The following is a 26,433-nucleotide window of genomic DNA, read 5'->3' as shown; positions in this document are numbered from 1 at the left end:
TGACCGTTCCTCCCAGGCACTGCCCGCTTTCACCCTGACAATCACTGCAAGTGCGAAAAACAGGGGTTGTTCTTGGGTTTAGACAAAAGGTGCACCAGGGACGCTTTCCGGCGTTGCTCCCTAAAAGGCGTCCTCCAGGGGGAGGGCGGCGCCCGCCGCCAGGGCGGTCGCGAACGCCTCCCGGCCCAGCGCCTTACGGACGGCCGCGGTGATCCGGTCCACGTCGCCGCGCTCGCCCGGCGGCAGCGGCGCGCCCACCGACTCCCTGAGCGCGGCGGCCCGGCCGAGCAGCCGCGCCGCCTCCTCAGGACGGCCGCCGAGGGCCCGCGCGCCCGCCAGACCTTCGAGTGCGAGCGCCGTCGCCCTCGGGTCGCCGACCTTGCGGGCCATCGCCAGGCCCTGGAGCTGCAGGTCGAGGGCGGCCGCCGGGTCGCCGCGCTGCTCGGCCACGAACCCCAGCTCGGCCAGGATCAGCGCCGCCCCCGGATCGCCCGCCACGTCAGCGACCCAGCCCAGCCAGGCACGCAACCGCCGCTCGGCCTCGTCCAGCCGGCCCTGCCTGCGCGCGCTCAACGCCAGCCCCAGCTCGGCGAACTCCTCGGCGGGCCGGTTCGACTGCGCCACCGCCAGCCGCCTGGCCCGCTCGTGGTGGTCGTCCGCCCGCGCGTGGTCGCCGGTCAGCAGCGCGACCCGGCCCAGCCTGGACAGCGCGTCCGGCACCGTGCTCCACAGGCCCAGCTCCTCCGCCAGCCCCAGCACCTCGGTACGCAGCGCCGCCGCCCGCTCGTAGTCGCCGGTGATCTCGGCCAGCGTCCCCAGGTTCTCCGCCGCCCGCAGCTCACCCCACCGGTCTCCGGCCGCCCTGAACATCGCCAGCCCGCGCTCGGCGTGATCGCGTGCGGTGCCGAGCTCGCCGAGCAGGCCGGCGTGCCGGCCGAGCGCCGTCAGCGCGGCGGCGGTGCCCCACTCGTCGCCCAGCTCGCCGAACTCCGCCAGCGCCGCCCGCATGAGGCCCACGCTCGCCGACAGATCGTCGTACCCGTACAGGGAGTGCCCGACGAACCACCGCACCCGCGCCCGCCGCCCAAGATCGGCGATCTCCTCGAACCGCAGGCCACCCACCGGCACGAGCCTTCCCGCCAGCAGCGTCACCCCCGCGAGCCACGCTTCAGCCTCCGCCGCGCCCGTGTCGCCCGTGCCCGGGGACAGGGCCGCCTCCAGGGCGCGCCTTGCCTCGCCGAGCCGGCCGCGCAGCACCCGATACCAGGTCAGGGAGTTGACCAGGCGCAGCGCCTCGGCCGCCGTCCGCGTCCTGACCGCCGTCTCCAGCGCCGCCCGCAGGTTCGCGCCCTCGGCGTCGAGCCGGGCCAGCGCCTCCCGCTGGCCGTGGCCGCGCAGCTGCGGCTCCAGCCGTTCGGCCAGGGCAGCGTAATGGCGTACGTGCCGCAGCCGCACCTCCTCCAGCTCCCCGGCCGCCGCCAGCCGCTCCACGCAGTACGCCGCCACCGACTCCAGCAGCCGGTACCGCGCCTCGTGCGGCGCCGTCCTGACCACGAGCGAGCGGTCCACCAGGCGGGCCAGGAGGTCGAGCACGTCGAGGCCGGGCTCGGCGCAGACGTCCTCGGCCGCCTCCAGCGTGCAGCCGTCGGCGTGCACGGCCAGGCGGCGCAGCACCACCCGCTCGGCGTCCGTCAGCAGCTCCCAGCTCCAGTCGATCATCGCCCGCAGCGTGCGCTGCCTGGCCGGCGCGTCGCGCATCCCGGAGGCGAGCACCCTGAACCGGTCGTCGAGCCGCTCCACCAGCTGCCCGGGCGTCAGCGTGCGCATCCGCGTGGCGGCCAGCTCCAGCGCGAGCGGGACCCCGTCCAGCCGCGCGCAGATCTCCACCACGTCAGGATCGGGGGCGACCGAGGCGCGGGCGGTGAAGAGGGTGACCGCCGCGTCCAGGTCCAGCGGGGGCACGGCGTAGATCACCTCGCCCTCGATGCGCAGCGGCTCCTGACCGGTGGCCAGCATCCGCAGGCCGGGCGCGGCCCGCAGGAGTCGCGCGGTCAGCTCGGCGACCTGCTCGATCACATGCTCGCAGTTGTCCAGCACCAGCAGCGCGCGCCGCCCGGCGAGGACAACGGGCAGCCGATCCAGAAGCGAGCCCGGAGCGTCGTCGTGTAGGCCGAGGACGTCGGCGATGGCCTCCGCCACCTCCATCATCCGCGCCGCCGGGCGGAGCGCGGCGAGTTCGACGAGCCAGGCGCCGTCGAAGGGCGTCTCGTGCTGAGCGGCGGCGGCCAGGGCGAGGCGGGTCTTGCCGACGCCTCCCGGGCCGGTGAGGGTGACGAGCCGATGATCGCGGAGGAGAGCGCGCACCTCGGACACCGCCGTATCCCGCCCGACCAGGGGAGTCAGGGGAGCGGGGAGGTTCGTCCCGGGCCGCGCCTCGGGTGGCGGCGCGCCCGGTCGCATGCCGGTCGAACCTCGGGTGGGCGCGTTCGTGAGGGTCGGGTCCTGGCGGAGGACGGCTTGGTGGAGGGCCGCCAGGTCGGGGCCGGGGTCCAGGCCCAGTTCGTCCTTGAGCCGACGGCGGAGGTCCTGGTAGGCGTCCAGCGCCTCGGTGGGGCGGCCGGCGCCGTAGAGGGCGCGCATGTGGGCGGCGCGCAGGCGTTCCCGCAGCGGATGGGCGGTGACGAGGTCGGGGAGATCGGCGGCGACCAGCGCGTGCTCGCCCAGTCCGAGACGGGTCTCGGCCAGCTCCTCGTACGCCACCAGCCGCTGCTCGTCGAGCCTGGCCACGGCGGCGACGGCGAAGGGGGCGTCGGCGAACTCGGCGTAGGCCGGGCCCCGCCACAACCCGAGCGCCTCGCGGAGCAGGGCGGCGCGCTCGTCCAAGGCGGCGGTGTGCCGGGCGCGCCGCAGCAGCGACTCGAACAGGGCGGCGTCCACGGACGCGGGCTCGACGCGCAGGGCGTACCCGGGCGGGCGGTACGCCACCAGCTCCCGATCACCGAGGGCCCGGCGCAGCTGCGACACCTTGACCCGCAGCGCGGCAGAGGCGTCGGCGGGCGGCCGCCCGCCCCAGAGGTCCTCGACGAGCCGGTCGGCGGAGACGGTACGCCCGGGGTCGACCAGCAGCCTGGCCAGCAGCGCGCGGACCTTGACCTCGGGCACCCGGACCGCACGCCCGTCCGCCGACCACACCGCGAGCGGCCCCAGCACCCCGAACCGCATCCGAAGAACCCCCATAACCAACTCAGAACCCGACCATAACCGCCCACCAGCAGCCTGGATCCCGACGCGACATCCTCATCCCTAAGGAACACCGAAATGTCGGAAAATATCTCCGTTCTGGGCCTCGGCCTCATGGGCACCGCGCTCGCCAGGAGCCTGCTCGCCGCCGGCCACCAGGTGACGGTATGGAACCGTACGCCCGCCAAGGCCGACCCCCTCGTCGCCGAGGGCACCAAGCAGGCGGCCACCCCGGCGGAGGCCGTCGCGGCGAGCGAGCTGGTCATCGTCTGCCTGCTCGACGCCCCGTCCGTGACGGCCACGCTGGAGGGCGCCGAGCTGCAGGGCCGGGTCATCGCGAACCTCACCACCAGCCGCCCCGCCGAGGCCCGCGAGGTGGCGGCCCTGGTGACCGAGCGCGGCGGCGACCACCTGGCCGGCGGCATCATGGCCGTGCCGCAGATGATCGCCACGCCGGGCGCCCTCATCCTCTACAGCGGCTCCGAGACCGCCTATGACCGCTACGAGCAGGCGCTGTCCGCCATGGCCCGCCCCCGGTACACGGGCGCGGATCCCGGGATGGCGCCGCTGCTCGACCTCGCGATGCTGACCGGCATGTACGGCCAGATGGCCGGCTTCCTGGAGGCCGCCGCCCTGGTGCGCTCGGCGGGATACCCGCTGCGGGACTTCACCTCCGGCCTGCTGGTCCCGTGGCTGAACGCGATGGCCGCCCAGCAGCCGGCGTGGGCGGAGAAGATGGAGTCGGGCGACCACGGCACCGACGTCTCCAACCTGGAGATCAACAGGTCCGGCGTGGCGAACCTGGTGCGCGCGTTCCACGAGCAGGGCGTGCGGCCCGACCTGCTGCTGCCGATGCAGGAGATCCTGGAGCGCCGCGTGGCGCGCGGCCTGGCGCACGAGGGCCTGTCGGGGCTGGTCGAGGAGCTGGTCTCAGACTGACGGCGGTCACGCCGCGCGCGGGCGGAAGGCGGCCAGGGGGATCGGCATCCAGGTGGGGCGGTTGCGAGCCTCGTACACGACCTCGTACACCGCCTTGGACAGCTCGAACGCCCGCAGCAGCGCCGCGTCGGCGGCGTTGATGACGCCGCCGCCCTCGGTGTAGCCGTCGAGGAAGGCGGCGCGGTTGCGGTCGGCCCACTCCTGCGCCCGGGGCTCCAGCCGCTCGGCCTCGGAGTGGCCGAGCAGCAGGTGCCGGGCCGCGTAGTCGAACGAGCGCAGCATGCCGGCCACGTCACGCAGCGGTGAGGAGAGGGCGCGGCGCTCGGCGAGCGGCTGTCCTGGTTCGCCCTCGAAGTCGAGGATCACCCAGTCAGTCGGGGTGCGCATGACCTGCCCGAGATGGAAGTCCCCGTGAACCCGTTGCACGGGAACCTCGGTGGTGAGCAGTTCCACCTGGTGATAGGCGGCCTCAATGGCACTCACATGCGGCCGCAGCTCGGGCACCTCGGCCACGGCCCGCCCCAGCCGCCGCCTGAACCCCTCGGCCATGCGCTTGACCTCGTGGATCTCGACGACGCTCGTGGTGAAGGCGGCGGCCAGCTCGTGGTGGACGCGCGCGGTGGCGATCCCCAGTCGCAGCGCCTCGGCCGCGAAGTCGCCGCCCGCCTCGCCGGCCGGCACCTCGGGCAGTGAGGCGTACAGGTCGCGCACGCTGGCCAGGGCGAGGTCCCAGCCGTCGTTGGCGGGGGTGAGGAACTCCTGCATGATCGCGAGCGTGGTGTCCGTGCCGTCGAGGTCGGCCTCGATCCACCCGTACGGCTGCGCGATGTGCGGCGCGTTCCTGGCCGCGAGCGCGGTGATGATCTCCAGCTCGGGGTTGACGCCGGGGATGAGCCGGCGGAAGAGCTTGCAGATGTACGCGTCCCCGAACACCAGCGAGGTGTTGGACTGCTCGGCCCCCAGCACGAGGCTGCGCGGCGAGGTGTCCACGGTGTGCCCGGGCGCGTGCCGCATGCGCAGGCCGTTGCGGGTTCCATCGGACGCCATGCCTTCGAGCAGCACGTGCATCAGGTCGCTGTCGTGGACCGCGTCGTAGAGGTAGGTGGCGTCCTGGGTGCCGATGAGGGCGTGGGAGAGCCGATCCGGCAGGTCGTCACGCTCGCCCAGCAGCAGCTGGTAGCGGTCGCGCGAGCCGTCCTGCCAGACGGCCACGATGAGGTGCCGCAGCCCGGCGGCGAGCTCGACGTCCGCGTCGATCGACAGGTCGTCGATCGGGCGCCCCTTGCCGCCGAACCAACGCTGACGGCTGATCCATGCGACAAGGAGCTCATCAAGCACGCCCTACTCCTCCTGGGTGATGGCCGGCGGGAGTGTGAACCAATAGAACCCATGCCCGGGAAGCGTCAAAAGATACGGAAGCTCGCCAATTGCCGGGAATGGAACGCCGCCCATGGTCTCCACGGGCGACACGCCGACGAACCTGCGCAGGTCGAGCTCCACCGGCTGCGGGAAGCGTGACAGGTTGTTCACGCACAGCATCCGGTCGTCGCCCAGTTCCCGGACGAACGCCAGCACGCTGGGGTTGGAGGAGTTGAGCTCGGCGTAGCCGCCCAGCCCGAAGACCGGGTGGCGCTTGCGGATCTCGATCATGCGGCGGGTCCAGTGCAGCAGCGAGCCCGCGTTCTTCTGCTGGGCCTCGACGTTGATGGCCTGGTAGCCGTAGATCGGATCCATGATGACCGGCAGGTAGAGCCGGCCGGGATCGCAGTCGGAGAAGCCGGCGTTGCGGTCGGGGTCCCACTGCATGGGGGTGCGCACGCCGTCGCGGTCGCCTAGCCAGATGTTGTCGCCCATGCCGATCTCGTCGCCGTAGTAGAGCACGGGGGAGCCGGGCAGCGACAGCAGCAGCGCGGTGAACAGCTCGATCTGGTTGCGGTCGTTCTCCAGCAGGGGGGCCAGGCGGCGGCGGATGCCGACGTTCGCCCGCATGCGGGGGTCTTTGGCGTACTCGGTGTACATGTAGTCGCGTTCTTCGTCCGTGACCATTTCGAGGGTGAGCTCGTCGTGGTTGCGGAGGAAGATCCCCCATTGGCAGTTTTCCGGAATTTTCGGCGTTTGGGCCAAAATTTCGGAAATGGGGAAGCGGGATTCCCTGCGGACGGCCATGAAGATCCGGGGCATCAGCGGGAAATGGAAGGCCATGTGGCATTCGTCCCCGCCGCCGACCGGGTCGCCGAAGTACTCCACCACGTCCGACGGCCACTGGTTGGCCTCGGCGAGCAGCACGCGGTCGGGGTAGAGGCGGTCCACCTCGGCCCGCACCTGCTTGAGGTACTGGTGGGTCTTCGGCAGGTTCTCGCAGTTGGTGCCCTCCTCCTCGAAGAGGTACGGCACCGCGTCCAGCCGGAACCCGTCGATGCCCAGGTCCAGCCAGAACCGCAGGACCTCCAGCATCGCCTCTTGCACGTCCGGGTTGTCGTAGTTGAGGTCGGGCTGGTGGTGGAAGAACCGGTGCCAGTAGTACTGGCCGCGTACGGGGTCGTACGTCCAGTTCGATGTCTCGGTGTCGATGAAGATGATCCGGGCGTCCTGGTACTTCTCATCCGTGTCGGACCAGACGTAGAAGTCCCCGTACGGCCCCTCGGGGTCGTGCCGGGACGCCTGGAACCAGGGATGGGCGTCGCTGGTGTGGTTCATGACCAGGTCGGCGATGACCCGCATGCCGCGTTTGTGCGCCTCGTCGACCAGTCGTACGAAGTCCCCGAGATCGCCGAACTCGGGCAGGATCTTCATGAAGTCCGAGATGTCGTAACCGCCGTCGCGCAGCGGCGAGTCGTAGAGCGGCAGCAGCCAGAGGCAGTCGACGCCCAGCCATTGCAGGTAGTCGAGCTTGCTGATGAGGCCCCTCATGTCGCCGGTCCCGTCGCCGTTGGAGTCGGAGAAACCCCGGATCAGGACCTCGTAGAAGACCGCGCGCTTGTACCAATGGGGATCGCGCGGTTTTTCCTCGTCAAAGGTGTTGGGAATGGGTGTGGAGCTCATGAGCCGCCTCGCAGAGGGCTCATGAGGGAGGCGCTTTCACACACGTCGAAGACTCCCCGCTGAATTCAGTTTCTTACCGTGGCGCGGCTCGTACGGTCAGGATGTGGGCAGGCTGGATGTGGGGGTCGAGGCGTACATAGTTGCTCTGCCGCCAGCGGTACGACTCGCCTGACAACTCGTCGTCGACGACGAACTCGGCGTTCCAGTCGAGCCCGAGTGCAGGCAGGTCGAGTTCAACAGTCGCCTCGTGGGTGTGATGTGGATCGAGGTTGATGACCGCCAGAACGACGTCGCCCAGCCCGTGCCTTCGTGTGGCCGTGTCATAGGCGCCCGGGAGCCGTTTGGAGAAGCAAACGATGTCCGGTTGGTCGACCCTGTGGAACCGTAGATTACGCAATTCTTGCAGTGCGGGATGCGCTCTTCGGAACAAATTCAGGTGAGTGATGAAGGGGGCGAGGGTGCGTCCTTCGCGTTCGGCCGCAGCCCAATCGCGCGGTTTGTACTGATATTTTTCGCTATCTAGGTATTCCTCGCTCCCGGGTCGAACCGGCACGTTTTCGAAGAGTTCGTAACCGGAGTAGACGCCCCAGGTCGGCGACGCCAGCGCGGCCAGCACCGCCCTGATCTTGAATGCGGGGACACCGCCGTGTTGCAGGTATTCGTGCAGGATGTCGGGAGTGTTGACGAACAGGTTCGGACGCAGGTAGGCCGAGGTCTCCTTGGCCAGCTCGGTCAGGTAGGTCTCAACATCCCATTTGCTGTTCTTCCAGGTGTAATAGGTATAGGACTGGTGATAACCGGTCTTCGCCAGCGTACGCATCATCGCCGGCCGCGTGAACGCCTCAGAGAGGAAGATCACATCGGGGTCGGTGCGATGCACGTCGGCCAGCAGCCGCTCCCAGAACGCCACCGGCTTGGTGTGCGGGTTGTCCACCCGGAAGATCCGCACCCCGTGGTCCATCCAGTGCCGCAGCACCCGCTTGACCTCGTTGTAGATCCCCTCGGGGTCCTTGTCGAAGTTGATCGGGTAGATGTCCTGGTATTTCTTGGGCGGGTTCTCGGCGTACGCGATCGACCCGTCGGCCCTGATCGTGAACCACTCCGGGTGCTCCTTGACCCACGGATGGTCGGGCGAGCACTGCAGCGCGAAGTCCAGCGCCACCTCCATGCCCAGGGCCCTCGTCCGCTCCACGAACTCCTCGAAGTCCTCGATCGTGCCCAGGTCGGGGTGGATCGCGTCGTGGCCGCCGTCCTCGGAGCCGATCGCCCACGGCGAGCCTGGCTCGTCGGGCTCTGGGCTCAGCGTGTTGTTGCGCCCTTTACGGAACGTGGTGCCGATCGGGTGGATGGGCGGCAGGTAGACGACGTCGAAGCCCATCTTGGCGATCGCGGGCAGCCGCTTGGCGGCCGTCTGGAACGTGCCGGACTTCGACACGCCCTTCCCGTCGACCACCGCCCCCTCTGACCTGGGGAAGAACTCGTACCAGGAGCCGTAGAGCGCGCGGCGGCGGTCCACCCTCACCTTGTGCGACTTCGACCTGGTCACCAGCTCGCGGAACGGATGCGCCTCCAGCAGCGCGGCCGTCTCGGGAAGCTGGGCGATGGACAGCCTGGCCCGCGGGTCGAGGCTCTCGTCACGCAGCGTGGCGGAGATCGACAGCAGGGCGGCGCGGTGGCCGCACGCGCTGTCGCCGTTGCCGTTCTGGCGCTGCCTGGTGGTCCTGGTGCCCTCGGCGTTGGGGCAGTCGGCCGGGCGTACGGCCTTGGCCGCCCGCTCGAACAGCCGGGCGCCCTCCTCGCACATCAGGTCGACGTCCATGCCGCGCGGGATCTTGATCTCCGCGTCGTGCAGCCAGGTCGTGATCGGGTCGCTCCACGCCTCCACGCGGAACAGCCAGTCGCCTTCGGCGGGCAGGCACACCTCGACGGCCCAGCGGTCGGTGCCGGGCGCCAGCTCGCGCATAGGTCTCAGGCGCCCGCGCTGTCCGTCGGGCGCGGTGAGCACCACGCCCGCCGCGACGGCGTCGTGGCCCTCTCTGAACACGGTCGCCGAGACCTCGAAGGTCTCGCCGGCGACCGCCTTGGCGGGCCACTGCCCGCAGTCGACGACGGGGGAGATGTCCGTGATGGGAATTCGTCCGATCATCGCATTCAAGGGTTTGCGGCGGTACTCCCGGTACCGCCGGAGGCTTTCCCTGGCAGGAACGATCCTTGCATGTAAATTGTGGACAGCAGCGGATAGACCTCCCCGGACTGTGTGCGGGAAGGCCCAACAACCTGGAAAGTTGCCCCAATAGTCCCTCTTCATGCTTGTTCCCGGAAGGGGTTTGAACGGCCTTGATGAGGGTGAAGGACTCAGAGGTCCCTCCTAGCCCGTAGGGTGCAGAAACGTGAGAGCTATCCGCCGGTTTACCGTCCGCACCGTCCTGCCCGCGGAGCTGGCCGCCCTCGGCGAGCTCGTCCACAATCTCCGCTGGTCATGGCACCCGGAGACGATGGACCTCTTCGCGGAGGTCGACGCCGAGCTGTGGGAACAGGTCGGCCACGACCCCGTGGCCCTGCTCGGCGCCGTCACTCCGGCCCGGCTCACCGAGCTGGCCGCCGACCGCCGGTTCCTGCGCCGCCTCGCCGACGCGGCAGACGACCTGCGCGAATACATGACCTCTCCGCGCTGGTACCAGACGCTGCCCGACAGCGCCAGGGCCATCGCCTACTTCTCGCCCGAGTACGGCATCGCCGGCGCGCTGCCGCAATACTCCGGCGGCCTCGGCATCCTCGCGGGTGACCACCTGAAGGCGGCCAGCGACCTGGGCGTGCCCATCCTCGCGGTGGGCCTGCTCTATCGCCACGGCTACTTCACGCAGTCCCTGTCGCCCGAGGGCTGGCAGCTGGAGCACTACCCGTCGCTCGACGCCGGCGGGCTGCCGCTCAGCCTGCTCAAGGAGCCCGACGGCACGCCCGTCAGGATCCGCCTGTCGCTGCCCGACGAGCGGGTCCTGCACGCCCAGGTGTGGGTGGCGCAGGTGGGCCGGGTGCCGCTGCTGCTGCTCGACTCCGACGTGGCCGAGAACGACAACGCGGCCAGAGACGTCACCGACCGCCTCTACGGCGGCGGCACCGACCACAGGCTCATGCAGGAGCTGCTGCTCGGCGTGGGCGGCGTACGCGCGATCAGGGCCTACTGCCGCAGCACCGGGCACGCCGACCCCGAGGTCTTCCACACCAACGAGGGCCACGCCGGCTTCCTCGGCCTCGAGCGCATCCGCGAGCTGACCGAGGCCCGCATGTCGTTCGACGAGGCGCTGGAGGCCGTGCGCGCCGGCACCGTGTTCACCACCCACACGCCCGTGCCCGCCGGCATCGACCGCTTCCCGCGCGACATGATCGAGCGGCACTTCGGCGGCCCCAACTCCTGGCCGACCGTGCCGGTCGAGCGCATTCTCGCGCTGGGCGCCGAGGCCGACCCGAGCCGGTTCAACATGGCCGTGATGGGCATGCGGCTGGCCCAGAGGGTCAACGGGGTGTCCCAGTTGCACGGAGAAGTCAGCCGGGAGATGTTCAAAGATCTCTGGCCCGGTTTTGACCTGGACGAGGTGCCGATCGGGTCGATCACCAACGGCGTCCACGCGCCCACCTGGGTCGGCCGCGAGTTCATGGAGCTGGCCGGACGCGAGCTGCCCACGCTGCTGGAGCGGGCCCGCGGCTGGGAGGGCATCCAGAAGATCTCCGACGCCGACATCTGGCACATCCGCGGCACGCTGCGCAAGCGGCTGGTCGAAGGGGCCCGCGTGCGCCTGCGCCGGTCGTGGCGCGAGCGCGGGGCCTCCGACGCCGAACTGGGCTGGATCGACGACGCGCTCGACCCCGACGTGCTGACCATCGGGTTCGCACGGCGGGTGCCGTCGTACAAGCGGCTCACGCTCATGCTGCGCGACCCCGAGCGGCTCACCGAGCTGCTGCTCGACCCCGACAAGCCGGTGCAGATCGTGATCGCCGGCAAGGCGCACCCGGCCGACGAGGGCGGGAAGAAGCTCATCCAGCAGATCGTCAAGTTCGCCGACCAGCAGCAGGTCCGCCACCGGATCGTGTTCCTGCCCGACTACGACATGGCGCTCGGGCAGCTCATGGTGCAGGGCTGCGACGTCTGGCTGAACAACCCGCTGCGCCCGCTGGAGGCGTCCGGCACGTCGGGCATGAAGTCCGCGCTCAACGGCGGACTCAACCTGTCCATCCGCGACGGCTGGTGGGACGAGTGGTACGACGGCACCAACGGCTGGGCCATCCCGACCGCCGACGGCGTGAGCAACCCCGACCGGCGCGACGAGCTGGAGGCCGCCGCCCTCTATGACCTGATCGAGCATGAGGTGTCCGACCGCTTCTACGACCGGGCGTTCGACGGCATGCCGCGGCGCTGGATCGAGATGGTCAAGCACACCCTGGCCTCGCTCGGGCCGAAGGTGCTCGCCGGGCGCATGCTCCGCGACTACGTGCTGACCCTCTACAACCCGGCCGCCGCCTCCGCCCGCGCGCTGTCGGCCGACTCCTACGCCCCCGCCAAGGCGTTCGCCGCCTGGCGGGTGCGGGTGGCCAGGGCATGGCCCGGGGTGCGGGTCGAGCACGTCGAGGCGACCGGCGTCGGCGACACGCCTGAGGTGGGGGCCGCGATCGAGCTGCACGCCACGATCGCGCTCGGCGACCTCGACCCCGACGACGTCCAGGTGCAGGCCGCGTACGGGAAGGTCGGGCCGCACGACGAGCTGGTGCACCCGGCGTACGCGACGCTGACGGTGCAGTCGGTGGACGACGACCGGCGCGCCCACTACACCGGAAAGGTGCCGCTCGACCGCACCGGCGCGTTCGGCTACACCGTCCGCGTCGTCCCGCACCACCCGCTGCTCGTCACCCCGGCCGAGCTGGGGCTCGTCACCGTTCCCGAGGAGCCGGCCGGCATGACCAACGGGACGTTGCGGTAGGACTGCGGGCCGGGGCCAGCAATGCGGTCAACGCGGCATAATCAGGGGGTGGACGACAACGGGAACGGCCTGCGCGCCGACACACTGGTGGCCACGGTTCGCGGTGTGCTGCCGTCGTTGACGCCTGCCGCCCAGACCGTCGCCCGCCTCATACTCGAAGATCCCGCGACGGTGGCCAGGAGCACCATCACCGAGCTCTCGGCCGCCTCCGGCACCAGCGAGGCCACGATCGTGCGCACCGCGCGGCTGCTCGGCTTCGCCGGATACCCGCAGCTCAGGCTGGCGTTAGCCGCGGCGGCCGCGCAGCCCGACCGGCTGGTGCCCGGCGACCTCGCCCCCGACGACCCGCTGTCGGAGGTCATCCACAAGGTGGCGCGGGCCGAGTCGGAGGCGATCAACGACACCGTCGCCCAGCTCACCTCCGAGCGGCTCGGCCTGGTGGTCGACGCCATCGTCGGCGCCCGCAGGATCGACGCCTACGGCGTCAGCGCCTCCGGCCTGGTCGCCGAGGACGTCGCCCAGAAGCTGATGCGCATCGGCCTGTCCTCCCACGCGTTCCAGGACGCCCACCTCGCGCTGACCAGCGCGGTGCTGCTGCGCGAAGGCGACGTCGCCATCGGCATCAGCACCTCGGGCGAGACCCCCGACGTGATCGAGCCGCTGACCCGCGCCAAGGAGGCGGGGGCCACCACGGTCGCCATCACCAACAACCCCCGCTCCTCGATCGCGGAGCTGGCCGAACACGTGCTGATCTCGGCCGGGCGCGAGACGGAGTTCCGTCCCGGCGCCCTGGCCAGCCGCATCAGCCAGCTCCTCGTCGTCGACTGCGTGTTCGTCGGCGTCGCCCAGCGCACGTTCGACTCCTCTCAGGAGGCGCTCGAGAGCACCAGGCGCGCCGTCACGGAGTTCACCCGGAGAACGTCACCCGCACGTCGTCAGCCTTGACGAACATCACGCGGTGGCCGAACTGGATCTGCAGATACCTCGTCCCGCCGCGCACGACCGTGTGGTCTTCCAGGTTGAAGGTGACCGCCCGGTAATACTCGGCCGGCGCCACGCCCGCGAGCGTGTACTTCTCGCCCGCCGAGAACGTGTACTGCAGCGGGGTCACCGCCTGGTACGGGATGCCCTCCGGGTACGCCTCCTCCTCGGGGTAGGCCCTGCCGTAGACCGGCACGGTCGCCTTGCCCGGCTTGGGGGTGACCAGCAGGCCCATCGACGGCACGGCGGTCGGGTTCGAGGCAGGGTTGTGGAACCACGCCTTCTGCCCGAGGTACCAGATGGCCGTCCAGTCGCCGCTGCGCTCGGCCACGGCGTAGCGCTGGCCGGTGCTGGCGCGGGCGCTGTGGTCGTACACGCTGTAGAGGGACTCGCCGGTCGGGTGCTTGCCGATGTCCTTGACCAGCGGCGCGTCCTCGCGCGGCTCCGTGCGCAGCCACACGGTGTGGGCGGGCAGCGGCGGGCAGTCGGCCTCGGGGTTCTGGCGGTCACAGCCGTAGAAGTGCGGCTTGTTCGTCGCGAAGTCGGGCCTGATCATGACCGCGCCCGAGCGGGGGCCGCCCAGCCCGTGCAGCGGCGCGCCCATCAGCTTGAAGTAGTGCGCCCAGTCCCAGAACGGCCCCGGGTCCTCGTGCATGCCGCGCACGGTGGTCGGCAGGGTGCCGGGGACGTTGTCGTGGCCCAGGATGTGGGCCCGGTCGAGCGGCACGCCGTGGCGCAGCGCCAGGTAGCGGACCAGGCGGGCCGACGAGCGGTACATCGCCTCGGTGAACCAGGTGCCGCCCTCCGCCAGGAAGCCCTCGTGCTCGATGCCGATGGACTTGGCGTTGATGTACCAGTTGCCGGCCTGCCAGCCGACGTCCTTGGTCTTGATGTGCTGGGCGATGTGGCCGTCGGTGGAGCGGACGGAGTAGTGCCAGCTCGCGCCGTAGGCGGGGTCCTGGTTGAGGCGGATGGAGGGCAGGAAATATCCCTCCATGTCGTGAATGATGATGTAGTCGACCTTCTGGCTGGCCGGGCGGTTCGCCAGGTCGTAGTGGCCGTAGTCGTCGTTCGGGAGCTGCGCGTACGCGGCCGGGATCCACTCGCAGGAGATCGACGCCGGGCACTCGATGCCGTCGGGGCGCACCGGCGGGCGCAGGCCGAGCTTCTCCAGCCACTTCTCGATCGCGTCGAGGCGCGGCACGGCGGGCAGCCGGACCCGGTGACCGTCGTCGGTCGTCCGCTCGGCCCCCTCCTTGATGATCGAGAAGACCTCGTCGGCGAAGAACTTGGCCGCGCCCGACTCCTCGGCGCCCGAGTACTTCGCGACCGCGCCGTACCACTGGCCGGGGTCGTCGCTCAGCGGCGCGCCGAGCGCCTTCTGGTAATCGGCCAGCAGCGCGGCGCCGCCGCGGATGTTGGCGGCGGCGTCGCCGCGCAGCCGCTCACGGCTCTCGCCGGTCAGCTGCGCGGCCCGCTCCATGGTCCGCAGCGAGGCCGGCAGCTCGGCCGGCGCCGGGCGGGCCTCGGGGGCGGGCAGCGGACGGCCGTCGTCGCCGCGCGCGTCCTCCTCGCCCGCGTCGTGGTGGTTCCCCGCGGTGAACGCGGCGGCGTCGGTGAGGTGCATCGGGCCGAAGCCGGCGTCGCTCGACGGCTGCCCGGCGTGGGCGTCCCAGCGGGACTCCAGGTAGGAGACACCCAGCAACACGCTCTCGGGGACGCCGAACTCCTTCGCGGCGGACGTGAACGCCTGCTGCCGGTCCGCCGGCGGCGCTGCCTGGGCGGGGCTCGCCGGGATTAACGGCAGCAGGGCGACGAGCGAGGTCGCCAGTAGTCTGCGCATGAACCACTCCTCGGGGCTGGGGGGCGCATAGTGCGATTCAGCGTCTCAACATTTTCCTTCTCAGGCGAGATCTTTGCGAAGATATTTTTCAGCTCTTAACGGCCGGTCCTGGAGGGGGGTGCCGGCGGCCCTGAGGTGGGGTCGCCGTGCCAGGAGTGCCAGAGGGCCGCGTAGGCGCCGCCCGCCGCCACCAGCTCCTCGTGCGTGCCCAGCTCGGTGAGCCGGCCGTCGCGCATGACCGCCACCCGGTCGGCGTCGCGGGCCGTCTGCAGCCGGTGCGCGATCGCGATCACCGTACGGCCCGCGAGCACGGCGGCCAGCGCGCGCTCGGTGTGCCGGGCCGTCCTCGGGTCGAGCAGGGCCGTGGCCTCGTCCAGGATCAGCGTGTGCGGGTCGGCCAGCACCACCCTGGCCAGCGCGAGCTGCTGCGCCTGCGCGCCGTCCGGGCGGTGACCGCCGGGGCCGAGGTGCGCGTCGAGGTCCACGGCCCAGTCGGCGCCGACCGCGTTCAGTGCCGCGCGCAGCTCGGCGTCGGTCGCGTCGGGGGCCGCGATGGCCAGGTTGTCGCGTACGGTGCCGAGGAACACGTGGTGCTCCTGGGTGACGAGCATGACGCGCTCGCGCAGCCGGTCAGGGTCGAGCCCGGCCACGGGGACGCCGCCCACCGTGACCTCGCCCGTACGCGGGGTGTCCATGCCCGCCAGCAGCCGGCCCAGCGTGGTCTTGCCCGCCCCCGACGGGCCGACGATCGCGAGCCGTTCGCCCGGACGTACCCGCAGATCCACGCCGTGCAGGACGTCGGGGCCCGCGTCGTAGGCGTAGGACACGCCGCGCACCTCGATCCGGTCGTCCACCGGCTCGGAGGCCGCACCCGCCGGCCCGCCGCGCGGCGCCTGGGCCAGGCCCTCCACCCGGGCGAACGACGCGTTGCTGCTCTGCAGCAGCTCCAGGTTCTCGAGGATGGTGTTCAGCGGCGCGGACAGCTGCCGCAGGTAGAGCGCCGCCGCGACCACCGTGCCCAGCGTCACCGTGCCCTGCGCCATGAGCACGCCGCCCAGCAGCAGCACGGCGGCCACCGGGATCGCGTACGAGACGTCCACCACCGGGAACAGCACACTGCGCAGGAACAACGTCCTGACCCGGGTGCGCCGGCACTCCTCGATGGCGCGGCGGCACGCCGACAGGCGGCGGTGTTCCAGCCGCAGCGCCGCCACCGTGCGGGCGCCGCTCGTGGTGGCCGCCAGCTCCTCGGCAAGCGCCGCGTTCGCCCTGCCCTCCGCCAGGTACGCCGTCACCGCCCTGCGCAGGTACCACCGCGTCGCGAACCAGATCCCGGCGAGCCCGGCCACCCCGCACGCGCCCAGCAGCGGGCTCAGCACGAACACGGCGGCCAGCACGAACCCGGCCTGCACGGCGGCGATCGCCATCGTGGGGCCCGCGTCGCGCAACGTCGCCCCGACCGCCGCCACGTCGGTGGTGCCCCTGGTGATCAGGTCGCCCGTGCCCGCCCGCTCGACCGTGGTCGCGGGCAGGGCGAGCGCGCGATCGGCGAACTCCTCGCGGATGCGGGCCAGCGTGCGCTCCCCGAACCGGTGGCCGGCCAGGCCCGCGTACCGTGACAGCACGATCTGGGCCAGCGCGCACACCAGGATGGCCAGCGCCAGCCAGTCGACCGTCGCGAGGCCCGCGCCGGCGCGCACCTCGTCCACGATCCGGCCGAGCAGCCACGGCGCGGCCAGCCCCGCCGCCGCGGCCAGCCCGTTGAGCGCCAGCATCGCGGCGAACGCCCGCCCGTCCATCCGCACGAGCCGCACCCACGCCCGCCGCACCTGGGCGGGCCGGGCCACCGGCAGCCGATCCGCCGTCTCTGCCGCCTCGCGGCCTCGCGCCTCCGCGATCACGATCGGCCTCCTGTCCCGGCGCCGATGGGGTCGCTGTCGAGGTCGCCGGGGGATTCGTCCCCTTCGCCGCTCCCGTCGGGTTCGCCGCGCGAGACGAGGGCGCGGTAGCCGGGGGAGTCGCGGAGCAGGGTGTGGTGGTCGCCGGAGGCCGCGACCGTGCCGTCGACCAGGTAGTAGACGGTGTCGGCGTGCTCCAGGACGAGCGGCGAGGTGGTGGTGACGGCGGTCGTGCGGCCCGCGCGTACGGCACGCAGCCGCGCGGCGACCACGGCCTCGGTGTGGGCGTCCAGGGCCGAGGTGGGCTCGGCGGCCAGGAGCACGGCGGGGGCGGCGAGCAGGGCACGGGCCAGCCGGACCCGCTGACGCTGCCCGCCGGACAGGTTGCGGCCCTGGGCGGTGACGGGCGCGTCCAGACCGTACCTGGCGACGTCCTCGGCCCCGGCGGCGTGCAGGGCGAGCTCCAGCTCCGCGTCCGAGGGGTCGGCGCGACCGGCCACGACCTCACGCAGCGTGCCCGCGAACAGGTCGGCCTCGTTGTCGGCCACCAGGACGCGCTCCCGCACCCAGGCGGGGTCGAGGTCACGCAGGCTCACCCCGTCCCAGGTAGCGGCCGGCTCGGCGAACCCGCCCAGCCGGTCGAGCACCGCCGCACCCTCCGCGGCCCGCGCGCCGGCCAGCGCCGTCAGCCGCCCCGGCGCCAGCTCAACCCCGGACACGCCGTCCCGCAGCACACCGGCGGGCGCGGGCGGCTCGGCGCCCGGCGTCCCGAGGTCCTCGGGTTCGAGCGACAGGAACCGTACGGTCCTGCGGGCCGCCACCAGACCCCTGCTGATGTCGTAGCCGCCCTCCACGAAGAACGTCACCGGCACCACCAGCACGGCGGCGTACCCGTACACCGCCACCAGCTCCCCCGCGGTGATGTCGCCCTGCACCGCCATCCTGGCCGCCAGCCACGTCACCGCCCCCAGGAAGAGCGTGGGCAGCCCGACCCCCAGCGCGTGGATCCAGCTCGTCACCGCCCCCACCCGGTAGCCGCGCTCACGCAGCTCCTGGGAGCCGCGCCGGTAGCGGGCGGCGTAGACGTCCTTTCCGCCGATGCCGTTCAGCACCCGCAGCCCGCCCGCGATGTCGGCGAACCTGGCCGCCAGCTCGCCCTGCCCGGCCCGGTACGCGGTCTCCACCCCGCGCAGCCGTCCGAGCAGCGGCCCCAGCAGCACGACGAGCAGGGGCACGCCCAGCAGCACCACGGCGGCCAGCACCGGCGAGACCGCCAGCAGCAGCACGGCCACGACGATGTAGGCCAGCACCGCGCCGACGCCGGGCCCGGTGACGGTGAGCGTGGCGGACATCATGGCCGCGTCCCCGAACCCGATCGTGACCACCTCACCGGCTGTCACCCTGCGCGGCAGCGCCGCCCCCAGCCGGGTCGCCTGCAGGGCCACCACGTGGGCGGTGCGGAAGGCGGCGTCCATGCGTACGCGCGTCATCGTCCTGTGCCGCATGATGGCCAGCCACGCGTTCAGCACGCCGGTCCCGAGCACCGCCGCCACCCAGCCGGTCAGCACGGCCAGGTCCCCCGTGGCGAGCCCGTCGTCGATGGCGCGGGAGAGCAGGTACGGCGGCAGCGTCAGGCACACCATCCACGCCGTCCCTAAGCACGCCCCCAGCGACACCCGCCCAGGCTGCCGGACGACCAGCCACCACAGGTAGCGAGCCGCACTGCGAGTGTCGGGCGTTCCCGGGTCGGCAAGGGGATCAGGCATGCCAAGCACCCTAGAACCGCCCCCGCGAGCCTGCCCGGGCGGGGTCAGGGGACGAGGACGACCTTGCCCGTGGTGCGGCGGGACTCCATGGCGGCGTGGGCTTCGGCGGCCTGCTGAAGGGGGAACGTCTGGACGGCAGGCACGAGTGTTCCGTCGGCCGCCGCGGCGAGGGCCTTGGCCTCGTACGCGGGTCGCGTCTCCGGGTGCTCCAGCAGGAGCAGCAGCGCGTTGGTCGCGGTCTGACCCCGGGCGGCGAGGGTGTCGTCGTCGGGCCAGAAGTCCTGCTGGGAGGCGTTGCCGATGGTGAGGAACCGGCCGCCGTCGGCCAGCAGCCCGAAGGCGGCCCGCGCCTTGTCACCGCCCACCCCGTCGAGCACCGCCGTGACCTTGCGGCCCCCGAGGTGCCCGGCGACCTGCTCGTCCCAGGAGGGCAGGTCGTAGTCCACGGCGAGGTCGGCCCCCAGCTCGCGGACGGCCGCCACCTTGGCGGGGCCGCCCGCCGCGCCGATCACGGTGGCGCCGAGGCGGCGGGCGTACTGGATGACCAGCCGCCCGATCCCGCCGGCCGCCGACGTCACCAGCACCACGTCACCGGGGGTCAGCGCGGCCACGTCCAGGTAGTGCAGGGTGGTGCCGCCGGTGACGATCATGGCGACGGCCGTCACGTGGTCGAGCCCCTCGGGCATCGGGTGGAGGGACGTCACGTCGGCCACGGCCAGCTCGGCGTACCCGCCGGGCCGCCCGCCCGACGTCACCACGTCACGGCCGATCCAGGACGGATCGACGTCAGGCCCCACGGCGTCCACCCGGCCCGCGACCTCCCCGCCCATGATCGCCGGCGGCTCGGGCAGCGGCGGCGTGAAGCCCCCGGTCGGCCCCGACCGCATGACGGCCTCGATGAAGTGCACCCCGGCCGCCCTGACGGCGACGCGCACCTGCCCGGGGCCGGGCTCGGGGTCGGGGACTTCCTCGTAGCGAAGGTTCTCGGCGGGACCGAAGGCGTGCAGAACGACGGCGTGCATGACGTGCTCCAAGAAAAGACGAACAGCTTCGTCTCCCGAGCCTGCAACCCCAAGCCCACTTGAGGTCAACCGCCGCCCCTGGACGTCGTCGGGTGACGTCGCCGTGTCGGGTCAGGTGATGTCCAGGACGGCCTTGCCGTGGAGGTGGCGGTCCAGCAGGGCGGTGATCGCCGTGCCGGTGTCCTGCCAGCTGCCGCGCCACGCGATGCCAGGGTCCAGGTCGCCGGCGGCGACGCGGGTGGCCAGCCAGGCCAGGTCGGCCGCGAGGCCCGGTTCGTCCATCAGGTAGAAGGTGGTGATCGACCGGCCGTGCCGGCCCGAATTCCCCAGCATCGCCCCGAACGGGAACACCTCCGGCTCGCCGGTCACGTGGCCGACGGACACCAGCGTCCCGTACGCCGCCAGCCGCTCGAAGGCGGCTACGAGCTGCGGCCCGCCCACGTTGTCCACCACGCCGTCCACCGGCTCGGTGACCTCCCCAGGGTGCCCGACCACCTCGTGGGCGCCCAGTTCGCGCAGCGTGTCACCGTGCCGGGCGGCGTCGCCGGTGGAGGCGATGACGTGGGCGCCGCCGAGCCGGGCGAGCTGGACGGCGTACCGTCCCACGCCTCCCGTCGCGCCCGTGATCAGGACCCGCCTGCCGAGCAGCGAGCCGATCCTGCGCAGTGCCCGCAGGGCGCTCCCGCCCGCCACCGGAACGGTGCCGAGCGCCCCGAGGTCGGCCCCGGCGGGGACGGCGCCCAGCAGGCCGGTGGGCACGGCCCGCAGCTCGGCCCATGCCCCGCCCAGCCCGACGGTGATCACAGGGGTGCCGGCGGGCGGTCCTGAGCCGTCGTCGGCGGCGCGCTCGACGACGCCGGCCGCCTCCCAGCCGTGCACGGTGCCGTCGGGGGCCTCGGCGGCCTCCATGGCCTCGCCGTGGTTGAGGGACAGGGCGCGTACGCGGACCAGGGCCTCCCCGGGGCCGGGCGCGGGATCGGGGACGTCGGCCAGCCGCAGATGGGAGGGGCTGGAGTGGTCGATGAGCAGGGCTCGCACAGGGCCGCCTTTCCGTATCGGTCGAGAAGCGCTCGACCACCATATGCCACTCAGTGGCACAAGCGTACAAGGGGCGTTCGCCGCCCGGGCTACACTCGGTGCCATGTCCTCCGCACCCACACCCGCCGTCGCGAGACCGCTGCGGGAGCGCAAGAAGCAGCGCACCAGGCAGGCGTTGATCGACACGGCGCTCGACCTGTTCAGCAGCCGGGGGTTCGGCGCGGTCACGCTCGACGAGCTGTGCGACGAGGTCGAGGTGTCCAAGCGCACCTTCTTCCGCTACTTCGGCGGCAAGGAGGAGGTCGCGATGGCTCCCCTGGAGGACATGTGGCGGACCTTCCTCAACGAGCTGGAGCAGGCCGTGCCCGACGGGCGACCCTTGCTGGCCCTGATGGAGGAGACCCTGCAGGCCGCCCTGCACCGGGTGGCCGACCCGGAGTGGGCCCGCCGGGCCAGGCTCAGTCACCTGCTCAGCCGCAGCTCACCCTCGATCGACGCGCACTGCCTGCACTTCTGCGACAGCACCATGCACGCGATGCTGGAGGTCATGCACCGGCGGCTCGGGCTGCCCGCCGACCTGCGGCTCGGCCTGGCGGGCGACATGCTGGTGGCCGCCTGGCGGCACGCGCTCGCCGCCTGGTCGGCCCTGCCGGAGCCCACGACGGACGACCTCGTCACCCGCGTACGCGAGACCGTCGCCGCCCTGCCCGGCTGCCTCACCCTGCCCGCGGCGCCCGCACGCTGACCGGCGTGGCCCTGGCCGGCCGCCTCACCCTGCCCGCACGCTGACCGGCGCGGTCAGGGGACGAGCCGGAGCGACGGGCGGCGGTCGGGGAGGCCGATGAGCTCGCGGACGCGGGCGATCGGCCAGGCCAGCTCCTGGGCCAGCGCCGCCGCGCTCAGCGAGCCCTCGCGGCAGGCCAGCTCGAACGCCTCGGCCAGCAGCACCGGCTGCTCGCCCGGATAGCCGGACACGGGCTCGTTGGTGAACCCCGGCTGGTCGCGCAGGGCGTTGAGCCGCTGGTAGGCGCGGCCGGCCCCCGAGTCGGACAGCAGCCCGGTCTCGCGGCACCGGTAGAGCAGCGAGTCGACCGACACCCCCCACGTCAGCCGCAGCTCGGCCAGCTTGCGCAGGTCGGCGCGGGAGGGCAGGCGGGGCAGGATGCTCTCGCGCGGCGTCAGGAACTCGGCGGCGAAGGCGTCGGCCTCGCGTTCCTGCTGGGAGTCGCCGGCCGCGGTGTCGCCGTGGAGCACCAGGTGGCCCAGCTCGTGGGCGGCGGTGAAGCGGTGGCGGTAGATGTCGTCGAAGCGGTTGGGCGTCAGCACCACGATGGGCCTGGGCAGGCTGGAGGTGGAGAAGGCGTCGACGGTGACGGCGTCGGGGTCGTGGCGGGGGAAGGCGACGACGATGCCGTGGGACTCCATGCGGCGTACGAGGTGGTTGATCGGGCCCGTGCCGAGCCCCCAGTGGGCCCGCAGCGCGCGGGCGGCGCCGGCCGGGTCGCGGGGCAGCGCGGAGTGCATCTCGCCGCCCGCGAATCCCGGCAGGTCGACGGCGGGCAGCTGGACGCGTTTCTCCAGCGCGTACGTCAGCTCCCACACCTGCTCGACGAAGGCCACGGCCTTGGCCCGCTGGTAGGCCCGGGTGGAGCGCAGGCTGCGGAAGTGGGCCATGGACCCGTCGAGCTTGCCGTGGGGCCGCCCGGACAGGAAGAACGCCGCCGGCACCGACAGCACCTCGGCCAGCAGCGGGATCAGGTCGGGCCGCGGCCGGGTGACGCCCGCCTCGTACTGCCCGACGGCGGCGGGCGAGACGCCGAGCCGCTCGGCGACCTCCTTCTTGGTGAGCGCGGCCAGATGACGAGCCTGCGTGAGCCGCGTCGCGTCGAACGCGTCCGCCACCGCCTGTGGCGTCGGCCCGGGGGTGCCGGGGTCACGCACCGCCGGCGGCTTCCGGCCAGAGAGGGAGGGGGGCGGGAGCGGCCGAGCGCGGGTTGAGCTCGGGGGAGGGGAGCGCGCCCTGGTCGAACGCGGCCGCGGTGTCGCCCTGGGTGAGCGCGGCGGCCTCCTGGGTGAGCGCGGCGGCCTCCTGGGTGAGCGGGATCTCCTCGCAGTGGTGCCAGCGCAGGCTGCCGAGGCGGTCGAGCAGCTCGGCCTCGCCCCACCAGGCGTCGAGCAGCCCGGCGTGGGCGTTGGCCGCGTACGCGATCAGCACGAGGCGGGTGTCGTCGGGCAGGTCGCCGAGCGCCTCGGCCACCGGCACCGCGTGCGGGGCGACGTCGTGCAGCGCGAGCTGCCGCATGCGCGGCTCGGGCCCGAACCGGTTGAACAGCGCCTGCACCAGCGCCGACGGCCGTCCGTCGCCGATGCGGGCGCTCATCACGCTGCCCGCGCGGTCTTTGGCGTAGCGGAACGGGAACAGCAGCGTGCCGTCGAGCACCACCAGCTCGTGCTGGGAGCCGCCCGGCTTGACGATGCGCACGTCACCGAGGTCCTGGAACGCCTCGGCCAGCGCCTCGAACTTGCGCGACATGAGCGTGAACCCGAACGGGTGCAGATGATCGGTGCGCGCGACCTCCTGGGCCTCGCGCGCGTTGTCGGCGGCCACCGACAACGCCTCGGCGACGCACTCCCTGACCAGGGACGCCCGCTGCCCGAACATGTCGTGAGCCCACTGCGACATCCGCACGCCCGACCTCCCGCCGCTTTACTTTCCAACATCATAGACCCGCTGGGGCTTCACCTCGCCCCCGCGCCACGCCGGTGCTCGCGGTGTGTCACGATGCCACCTCGAGCATGGGCCGGAAAAGGGCCCGCCCGGCCGGAAGAGGCGGGGCTGCTCGCCGACTTCTACCACCTGGCGGTGAACGGCGACGACGTGCCCGCGATCATCGAGCGGCACGCGGACCGCATCGCGCACGTCCAGATCGCCGACGCGCCAGGACGAGGAGCGCCGGGCTCAGGCGGGCTGCCGCTGCGGCGGTGGATCGACGCCCGGTACGCCACCGGCTACGACGGACACGTCGTCCGGCACGGCGCGACGGCCACGGGGGCCGCGCGGTCCGCGCGTTCCGAACGCCGGGAACCGAACGCCGGCCCGGGTCAGGGGAGGCGGGCGGTGTAGACGGCGCGGGCGCGGTCGTACAGCCGGAGGTGGTCAGAAGGAGAGCACCGCGTCGGTCCCCGCGGTGACGGCTAGCCGGTTGCCGCGCCGATGAGCCGCCGGTAGACGGCCGCCGTGGCGCTGATCGAGGAGTGGTTGAGCACGTCGAGCGTGTCGATCAGCCCGAGCGCCGGGTCGGCCACGATCTCCCTGGCCGAGCAGTTGCGCGCCCGGCCGAGCACGACGTCGGGCGGGTCGTCGTCGGTGAACGGGAAGCGGAAGGGGTGCCCGTAACCGGTGAGTCCGCCGAGCGAGCGCAGCTCCTCGAGCGCGACCGCGTTCGGGGGCCAGTCGACGGCGCCCGCGAAGCCGGTGTGGTGGCGGGCGGGAGGGCGGCTGATCCCGAACGGCTCGGCCTCGGGCACGTCCGGCAGCCGGGCGGCCATCTGCCGCAGGCCCGTGCCCCAGAAGTCGCCGTCGTCGCGGAGGTAGAGGGTGGTCCACGCCTGGACCACGTACGAGAGAGGCGGTTCGCCCCAGCGGACGTCGTGCGCGTCACGTGACGACCGGTAGTCGGTGAGCGCGGCGGCCACGGACGGAGGAAGCAGCGGATCGTGACACATTGGACACTTCCCTGGATGGGACGCGCCGTCATCGTGACACGAAACGTCCGCTGCGTCCCCCTCTCACAGCGTCCGCGTCAGCCGCGCCGGTCGAGCCGGAACGAGGGTTGTCCCGGCCTGCCGGGCTGGGCGTCCAGCGACTTGTCGTCGAGGATCCGTACGGCGTCCTCGGCGACGAACACCCGTACGTCCTCCTTCTCGACGACCTGGTCACCGGCGTGCGGCGTGCTCGCCAGCGTGACCTCCAGCGTTCCTGCCTCGTCTGCCTTCGGGGCGATGCGCAGGCCCGCGTCGGCGGGCACGTTCTCCCCGACCAAGAGGTCGCGGATGGCGACCACGGCGTTATCGGTCAATGTCAGCACGACCTGCTCCTTTGTCCTCTTGGAACCCTCCGACTCCCCCCACCTCGGAGCAGCAAACACATGCGCCGGGCGGCGCCGGGTAGCGGGGACGGCATGGCGAAGACCGATGGAGCCGTCCTGGAGGCGCTGCTCGACCGTTACGGCCGCACGTACGCGGGCGAGGCGGGCATCAAGCTCGCCGACCGCCCCAAACCGCTCTACGAGCTGCTGGTGCTCGCGACGCTGCTGAGCGCCCGCATCTCGGCCGACGTGGCGGTGGCGGCGGCGAAGGAGCTGTTCGCCGCCGGGTACGGCACGCCCAAGGGCATGTGCGAGGCGAGCTGGCAGGACCGGGTGGACGCGCTGGGCCGCGGCCACTACCGCCGCTACGACGAGCGCACGGCCACGATGCTCGGCGACGGCGCGGAGCTGCTGCTCGACCGCTGGAAGGGCGACCTGCGGCGGCTGCGCGACGAGGCGGGCGGCGACGAGCGGCGGATCGCGGAGTTGCTGACCGAGTTCCCCGGCATCGGCCCGACGGGGGCCGACATCTTCCTGCGCGAGGTCCAGGCCGTCTGGCCGCAGGTCGCGCCGCACCTGGACCGGCGGGTGCTGGACGGCGCGGGCAAGCTGGGCCTGCCGCGCCAGGCGGGGCCGCTCGCCGAGCTGGCCGGGTCCGGCGACGAGCTGGCGCGCCTGTCGGCCGCGCTCGTCAGGGTGGCGCGGAGCAAGAAGTCCGTGGACGAGGTCAAGGCGGCGGCCGCCCGGTGATCGGGGGCTGTTAGGTTCTGGGTCATGGGTGAGTTCGTCAGCGTCGAGGTGGCCGACCAGATCGCCACGATCCGTCTAGACCGTCCGAAGATGAACGCGCTCAACGCTCAGGTGCAGCGCGAGCTCGCCGAGGCGGCCGCGCTGATCGACGCCGACCCGCAGGTGCACGCGGTCATCCTGTACGGCGGCGCGCGGGTGTTCGCCGCCGGCGCGGACATCAAGGAGATGTCCGAGATGTCGTACGCCGAGATGTCCGCCCACTCCGTCACCCTCCAGGGCGCGCTGACCGCGATCGCCCGCATCGGCAAGCCGGTCATCGCCGCCATCACGGGTTACGCCCTGGGCGGCGGCTGCGAGCTGGCGCTGTGCGCCGACTTCCGGGTGGCGGGCGAGTCGGCCAAGCTGGGCCAGCCCGAGGTGCAGCTCGGCCTCATCCCCGGCGCGGGCGGCACCCAGCGCCTGCCCCGGCTGATCGGCCCCGCGCGGGCGAAGGACCTCATCTTCTCCGGCCGCCACGTCGACGCCGCGGAGGCGCTCGCCGTCGGGCTGGTCGACCGCGTGGTGCCGGACGAGCAGGTCTACACCGCCGCGCTCGAATGGGCGGCCACGTTCGTCGGCGGGCCCGCCGTGGCGCTGCGCGCCGCCAAGCAGGCCATCGACCAGGGCCTGGAGACCGACCTGGAGACGGGCCTGGAAATCGAGCGGCTGCAGTTCTCCGGCATGTTCGCCACCGAGGACGCGAAGGCCGGCATGCGCGCCTTCACCGAGCGATCCAAGCCGAAGTTCACAGGCCGCTGAGCGATTCCCCCCGAAGCCATCACATTCGGTTACGCCCGTCCATAGCGGGATTCGT

19 protein-coding genes and 1 pseudogene are annotated in these 26,433 nt (G+C 72.3%); 7 read left to right on the top strand and 13 right to left on the bottom strand.

Translation table 11 applies throughout. The features are described 5' to 3' along the window. Window positions 1-120 precede the first annotated feature (120 nt). The gene (locus tag AB0K18_RS29295; RefSeq protein ID WP_364920381.1) at window positions 121-3,222 is read right to left on the bottom strand and encodes a BTAD domain-containing putative transcriptional regulator; all 3,102 of its coding nucleotides are present in this window, start codon (window positions 3,220-3,222) and stop codon (window positions 121-123) included. Window positions 3,223-3,318: 96 nt separating this feature from the next. On the opposite strand from AB0K18_RS29295, the gene AB0K18_RS29290 reads away from it, so the two are divergent. Beyond that, window positions 3,319-4,179 (top strand): NAD(P)-binding domain-containing protein, encoded by an 861-nt coding sequence (locus tag AB0K18_RS29290; RefSeq protein WP_364920378.1) that lies wholly within the window; start codon window positions 3,319-3,321, stop codon window positions 4,177-4,179. A gap of 6 nt (window positions 4,180-4,185) precedes the next feature. On the opposite strand, the gene AB0K18_RS29285 is transcribed toward AB0K18_RS29290, so the two are convergent. The 3 genes from AB0K18_RS29285 to AB0K18_RS29275 all read right to left on the bottom strand — a co-directional run bounded on the left by AB0K18_RS29285 (window position 4,186) and on the right by AB0K18_RS29275 (window position 9,367). After that, the gene (locus tag AB0K18_RS29285) at window positions 4,186-5,517 is read right to left on the bottom strand and encodes an aminoglycoside phosphotransferase (protein WP_364920375.1); all 1,332 of its coding nucleotides are present in this window, start codon (window positions 5,515-5,517) and stop codon (window positions 4,186-4,188) included. A gap of 3 nt (window positions 5,518-5,520) precedes the next feature. Next, on the bottom strand, window positions 5,521-7,221 hold the full coding sequence (gene treS, locus AB0K18_RS29280) for a maltose alpha-D-glucosyltransferase (protein WP_364920372.1): 1,701 nt from the start codon (window positions 7,219-7,221) through the stop codon (window positions 5,521-5,523). A 73-nt stretch (window positions 7,222-7,294) separates the two neighbouring features. Then, window positions 7,295-9,367: an alpha-1,4-glucan--maltose-1-phosphate maltosyltransferase gene (locus AB0K18_RS29275; protein ID WP_364920370.1), complete on the bottom strand. Its 2,073-nt coding sequence runs from the start codon at window positions 9,365-9,367 to the stop codon at window positions 7,295-7,297. A gap of 244 nt (window positions 9,368-9,611) precedes the next feature. Between AB0K18_RS29275 and glgP the strand changes: the two genes are divergently transcribed. Together glgP and AB0K18_RS29265 are read left to right on the top strand one after the other, a co-directional pair. Next, the gene (gene glgP / locus AB0K18_RS29270; protein WP_364920368.1) at window positions 9,612-12,194 is read left to right on the top strand and encodes an alpha-glucan family phosphorylase; all 2,583 of its coding nucleotides are present in this window, start codon (window positions 9,612-9,614) and stop codon (window positions 12,192-12,194) included. A 48-nt stretch (window positions 12,195-12,242) separates the two neighbouring features. Beyond that, complete coding sequence (locus AB0K18_RS29265) at window positions 12,243-13,139, top strand: MurR/RpiR family transcriptional regulator (protein ID WP_355414562.1); 897 nt, start codon at window positions 12,243-12,245, stop codon at window positions 13,137-13,139. On the opposite strand, the gene AB0K18_RS29260 is transcribed toward AB0K18_RS29265, so the two are convergent. The 5 genes from AB0K18_RS29260 to AB0K18_RS29240 all read right to left on the bottom strand — a co-directional run bounded on the left by AB0K18_RS29260 (window position 13,102) and on the right by AB0K18_RS29240 (window position 20,742). Next, window positions 13,102-15,018: an N-acetylmuramoyl-L-alanine amidase gene (locus tag AB0K18_RS29260; protein WP_364920365.1), complete on the bottom strand. Its 1,917-nt coding sequence runs from the start codon at window positions 15,016-15,018 to the stop codon at window positions 13,102-13,104. The two genes, AB0K18_RS29265 and AB0K18_RS29260, sit on opposite strands and share 38 nt — an antisense overlap. Window positions 15,019-15,113: 95 nt before the next feature. Beyond that, on the bottom strand, window positions 15,114-16,919 hold the full coding sequence (locus tag AB0K18_RS29255; protein WP_364920363.1) for an ABC transporter ATP-binding protein: 1,806 nt from the start codon (window positions 16,917-16,919) through the stop codon (window positions 15,114-15,116). Beyond that, the gene (locus AB0K18_RS29250; RefSeq protein WP_364920360.1) at window positions 16,916-18,682 is read right to left on the bottom strand and encodes an ABC transporter ATP-binding protein; all 1,767 of its coding nucleotides are present in this window, start codon (window positions 18,680-18,682) and stop codon (window positions 16,916-16,918) included. Before AB0K18_RS29250 ends, AB0K18_RS29255 begins: the two co-directional genes overlap by 4 nt. Window positions 18,683-18,726: 44 nt before the next feature. Beyond that, window positions 18,727-19,704 carry a zinc-binding dehydrogenase gene (locus AB0K18_RS29245; RefSeq protein WP_364920357.1) on the bottom strand — a complete coding sequence of 326 codons (978 nt, stop codon included), beginning with the start codon at window positions 19,702-19,704 and terminating at the stop codon, window positions 18,727-18,729. A 111-nt stretch (window positions 19,705-19,815) separates the two neighbouring features. Continuing rightward, window positions 19,816-20,742: a zinc-binding dehydrogenase gene (locus AB0K18_RS29240; protein ID WP_364920354.1), complete on the bottom strand. Its 927-nt coding sequence runs from the start codon at window positions 20,740-20,742 to the stop codon at window positions 19,816-19,818. Window positions 20,743-20,845: 103 nt separating this feature from the next. On the opposite strand from AB0K18_RS29240, the gene AB0K18_RS29235 reads away from it, so the two are divergent. Further along, window positions 20,846-21,487 (top strand): TetR/AcrR family transcriptional regulator, encoded by a 642-nt coding sequence (locus tag AB0K18_RS29235; protein WP_364920352.1) that lies wholly within the window; start codon window positions 20,846-20,848, stop codon window positions 21,485-21,487. A 53-nt stretch (window positions 21,488-21,540) separates the two neighbouring features. Here the strand turns inward: AB0K18_RS29235 and AB0K18_RS29230 are convergent, their stop codons facing one another. Together AB0K18_RS29230 and AB0K18_RS29225 are read right to left on the bottom strand one after the other, a co-directional pair. Then, window positions 21,541-22,683 carry an XRE family transcriptional regulator gene (locus AB0K18_RS29230; protein WP_364920350.1) on the bottom strand — a complete coding sequence of 381 codons (1,143 nt, stop codon included), beginning with the start codon at window positions 22,681-22,683 and terminating at the stop codon, window positions 21,541-21,543. Then, window positions 22,676-23,425, bottom strand: a complete 750-nt coding sequence (locus AB0K18_RS29225; protein WP_364920347.1) for a hypothetical protein — start codon at window positions 23,423-23,425, stop codon at window positions 22,676-22,678. Before AB0K18_RS29225 ends, AB0K18_RS29230 begins: the two co-directional genes overlap by 8 nt. Window positions 23,426-23,578: 153 nt before the next feature. Here AB0K18_RS29225 and AB0K18_RS29220 point away from each other — a divergent pair. Beyond that, window positions 23,579-23,866 (top strand): annotated as a pseudogene (locus AB0K18_RS29220) (TIM barrel protein); the annotation flags it as partial. Between the two features lie 71 nt (window positions 23,867-23,937). On the opposite strand, the gene AB0K18_RS29215 reads toward AB0K18_RS29220, so the two are convergent. Beyond that, the gene (locus tag AB0K18_RS29215) at window positions 23,938-24,468 is read right to left on the bottom strand and encodes a hypothetical protein (RefSeq protein ID WP_364920345.1); all 531 of its coding nucleotides are present in this window, start codon (window positions 24,466-24,468) and stop codon (window positions 23,938-23,940) included. A 77-nt stretch (window positions 24,469-24,545) separates the two neighbouring features. After that, the gene (locus AB0K18_RS29210; RefSeq protein ID WP_345389333.1) at window positions 24,546-24,830 is read right to left on the bottom strand and encodes a Fe-S cluster assembly protein HesB; all 285 of its coding nucleotides are present in this window, start codon (window positions 24,828-24,830) and stop codon (window positions 24,546-24,548) included. 93 nt (window positions 24,831-24,923) lie between these two features. Here AB0K18_RS29210 and AB0K18_RS29205 point away from each other — a divergent pair, with 93 nt between their 5' ends. Next, window positions 24,924-25,580: an endonuclease gene (locus AB0K18_RS29205; protein ID WP_364920342.1), complete on the top strand. Its 657-nt coding sequence runs from the start codon at window positions 24,924-24,926 to the stop codon at window positions 25,578-25,580. Window positions 25,581-25,604: 24 nt separating this feature from the next. Next, entirely contained in the window at window positions 25,605-26,378 is a 774-nt protein-coding gene (locus AB0K18_RS29200) for an enoyl-CoA hydratase-related protein (RefSeq protein WP_364920339.1), read from the top strand. Window positions 26,379-26,433 lie beyond the last annotated feature (55 nt).

Source organism: Nonomuraea sp. NPDC049421, from assembly GCF_040677005.1.
GTDB lineage: Bacteria > Actinomycetota > Actinomycetes > Streptosporangiales > Streptosporangiaceae > Nonomuraea > Nonomuraea salmonea.
The sequence above is the reverse complement of the archived record's forward strand: the minus strand, read 5'-3'. Positions and strand labels throughout refer to the sequence as shown.

Excerpts from the sequence above, each read along its gene's own strand:
- AB0K18_RS29295 (WP_364920381.1), bottom strand. The coding sequence starts at position 3,222 with ATGCGGTTCGGGGTGCTGGGGCCGCTCGCGGTGTGGTCGGCGGACGGG.
- AB0K18_RS29290 (WP_364920378.1), top strand. The coding sequence starts at position 3,319 with ATGTCGGAAAATATCTCCGTTCTGGGCCTCGGCCTCATGGGCACCGCG.
- treS (WP_364920372.1), bottom strand. The coding sequence starts at position 7,221 with ATGAGCTCCACACCCATTCCCAACACCTTTGACGAGGAAAAACCGCGC.
- AB0K18_RS29275 (WP_364920370.1), bottom strand. The coding sequence starts at position 9,367 with ATGATCGGACGAATTCCCATCACGGACATCTCCCCCGTCGTCGACTGC.
- AB0K18_RS29260 (WP_364920365.1), bottom strand. The coding sequence starts at position 15,018 with ATGCGCAGACTACTGGCGACCTCGCTCGTCGCCCTGCTGCCGTTAATC.
- AB0K18_RS29250 (WP_364920360.1), bottom strand. The coding sequence starts at position 18,682 with ATGCCTGATCCCCTTGCCGACCCGGGAACGCCCGACACTCGCAGTGCG.
- AB0K18_RS29245 (WP_364920357.1), bottom strand. The coding sequence starts at position 19,704 with ATGCACGCCGTCGTTCTGCACGCCTTCGGTCCCGCCGAGAACCTTCGC.
- AB0K18_RS29235 (WP_364920352.1), top strand. The coding sequence starts at position 20,846 with ATGTCCTCCGCACCCACACCCGCCGTCGCGAGACCGCTGCGGGAGCGC.
- AB0K18_RS29225 (WP_364920347.1), bottom strand. The coding sequence starts at position 23,425 with ATGTCGCAGTGGGCTCACGACATGTTCGGGCAGCGGGCGTCCCTGGTC.
- AB0K18_RS29215 (WP_364920345.1), bottom strand. The coding sequence starts at position 24,468 with ATGTGTCACGATCCGCTGCTTCCTCCGTCCGTGGCCGCCGCGCTCACC.
- AB0K18_RS29205 (WP_364920342.1), top strand. The coding sequence starts at position 24,924 with ATGGCGAAGACCGATGGAGCCGTCCTGGAGGCGCTGCTCGACCGTTAC.
- AB0K18_RS29200 (WP_364920339.1), top strand. The coding sequence starts at position 25,605 with ATGGGTGAGTTCGTCAGCGTCGAGGTGGCCGACCAGATCGCCACGATC.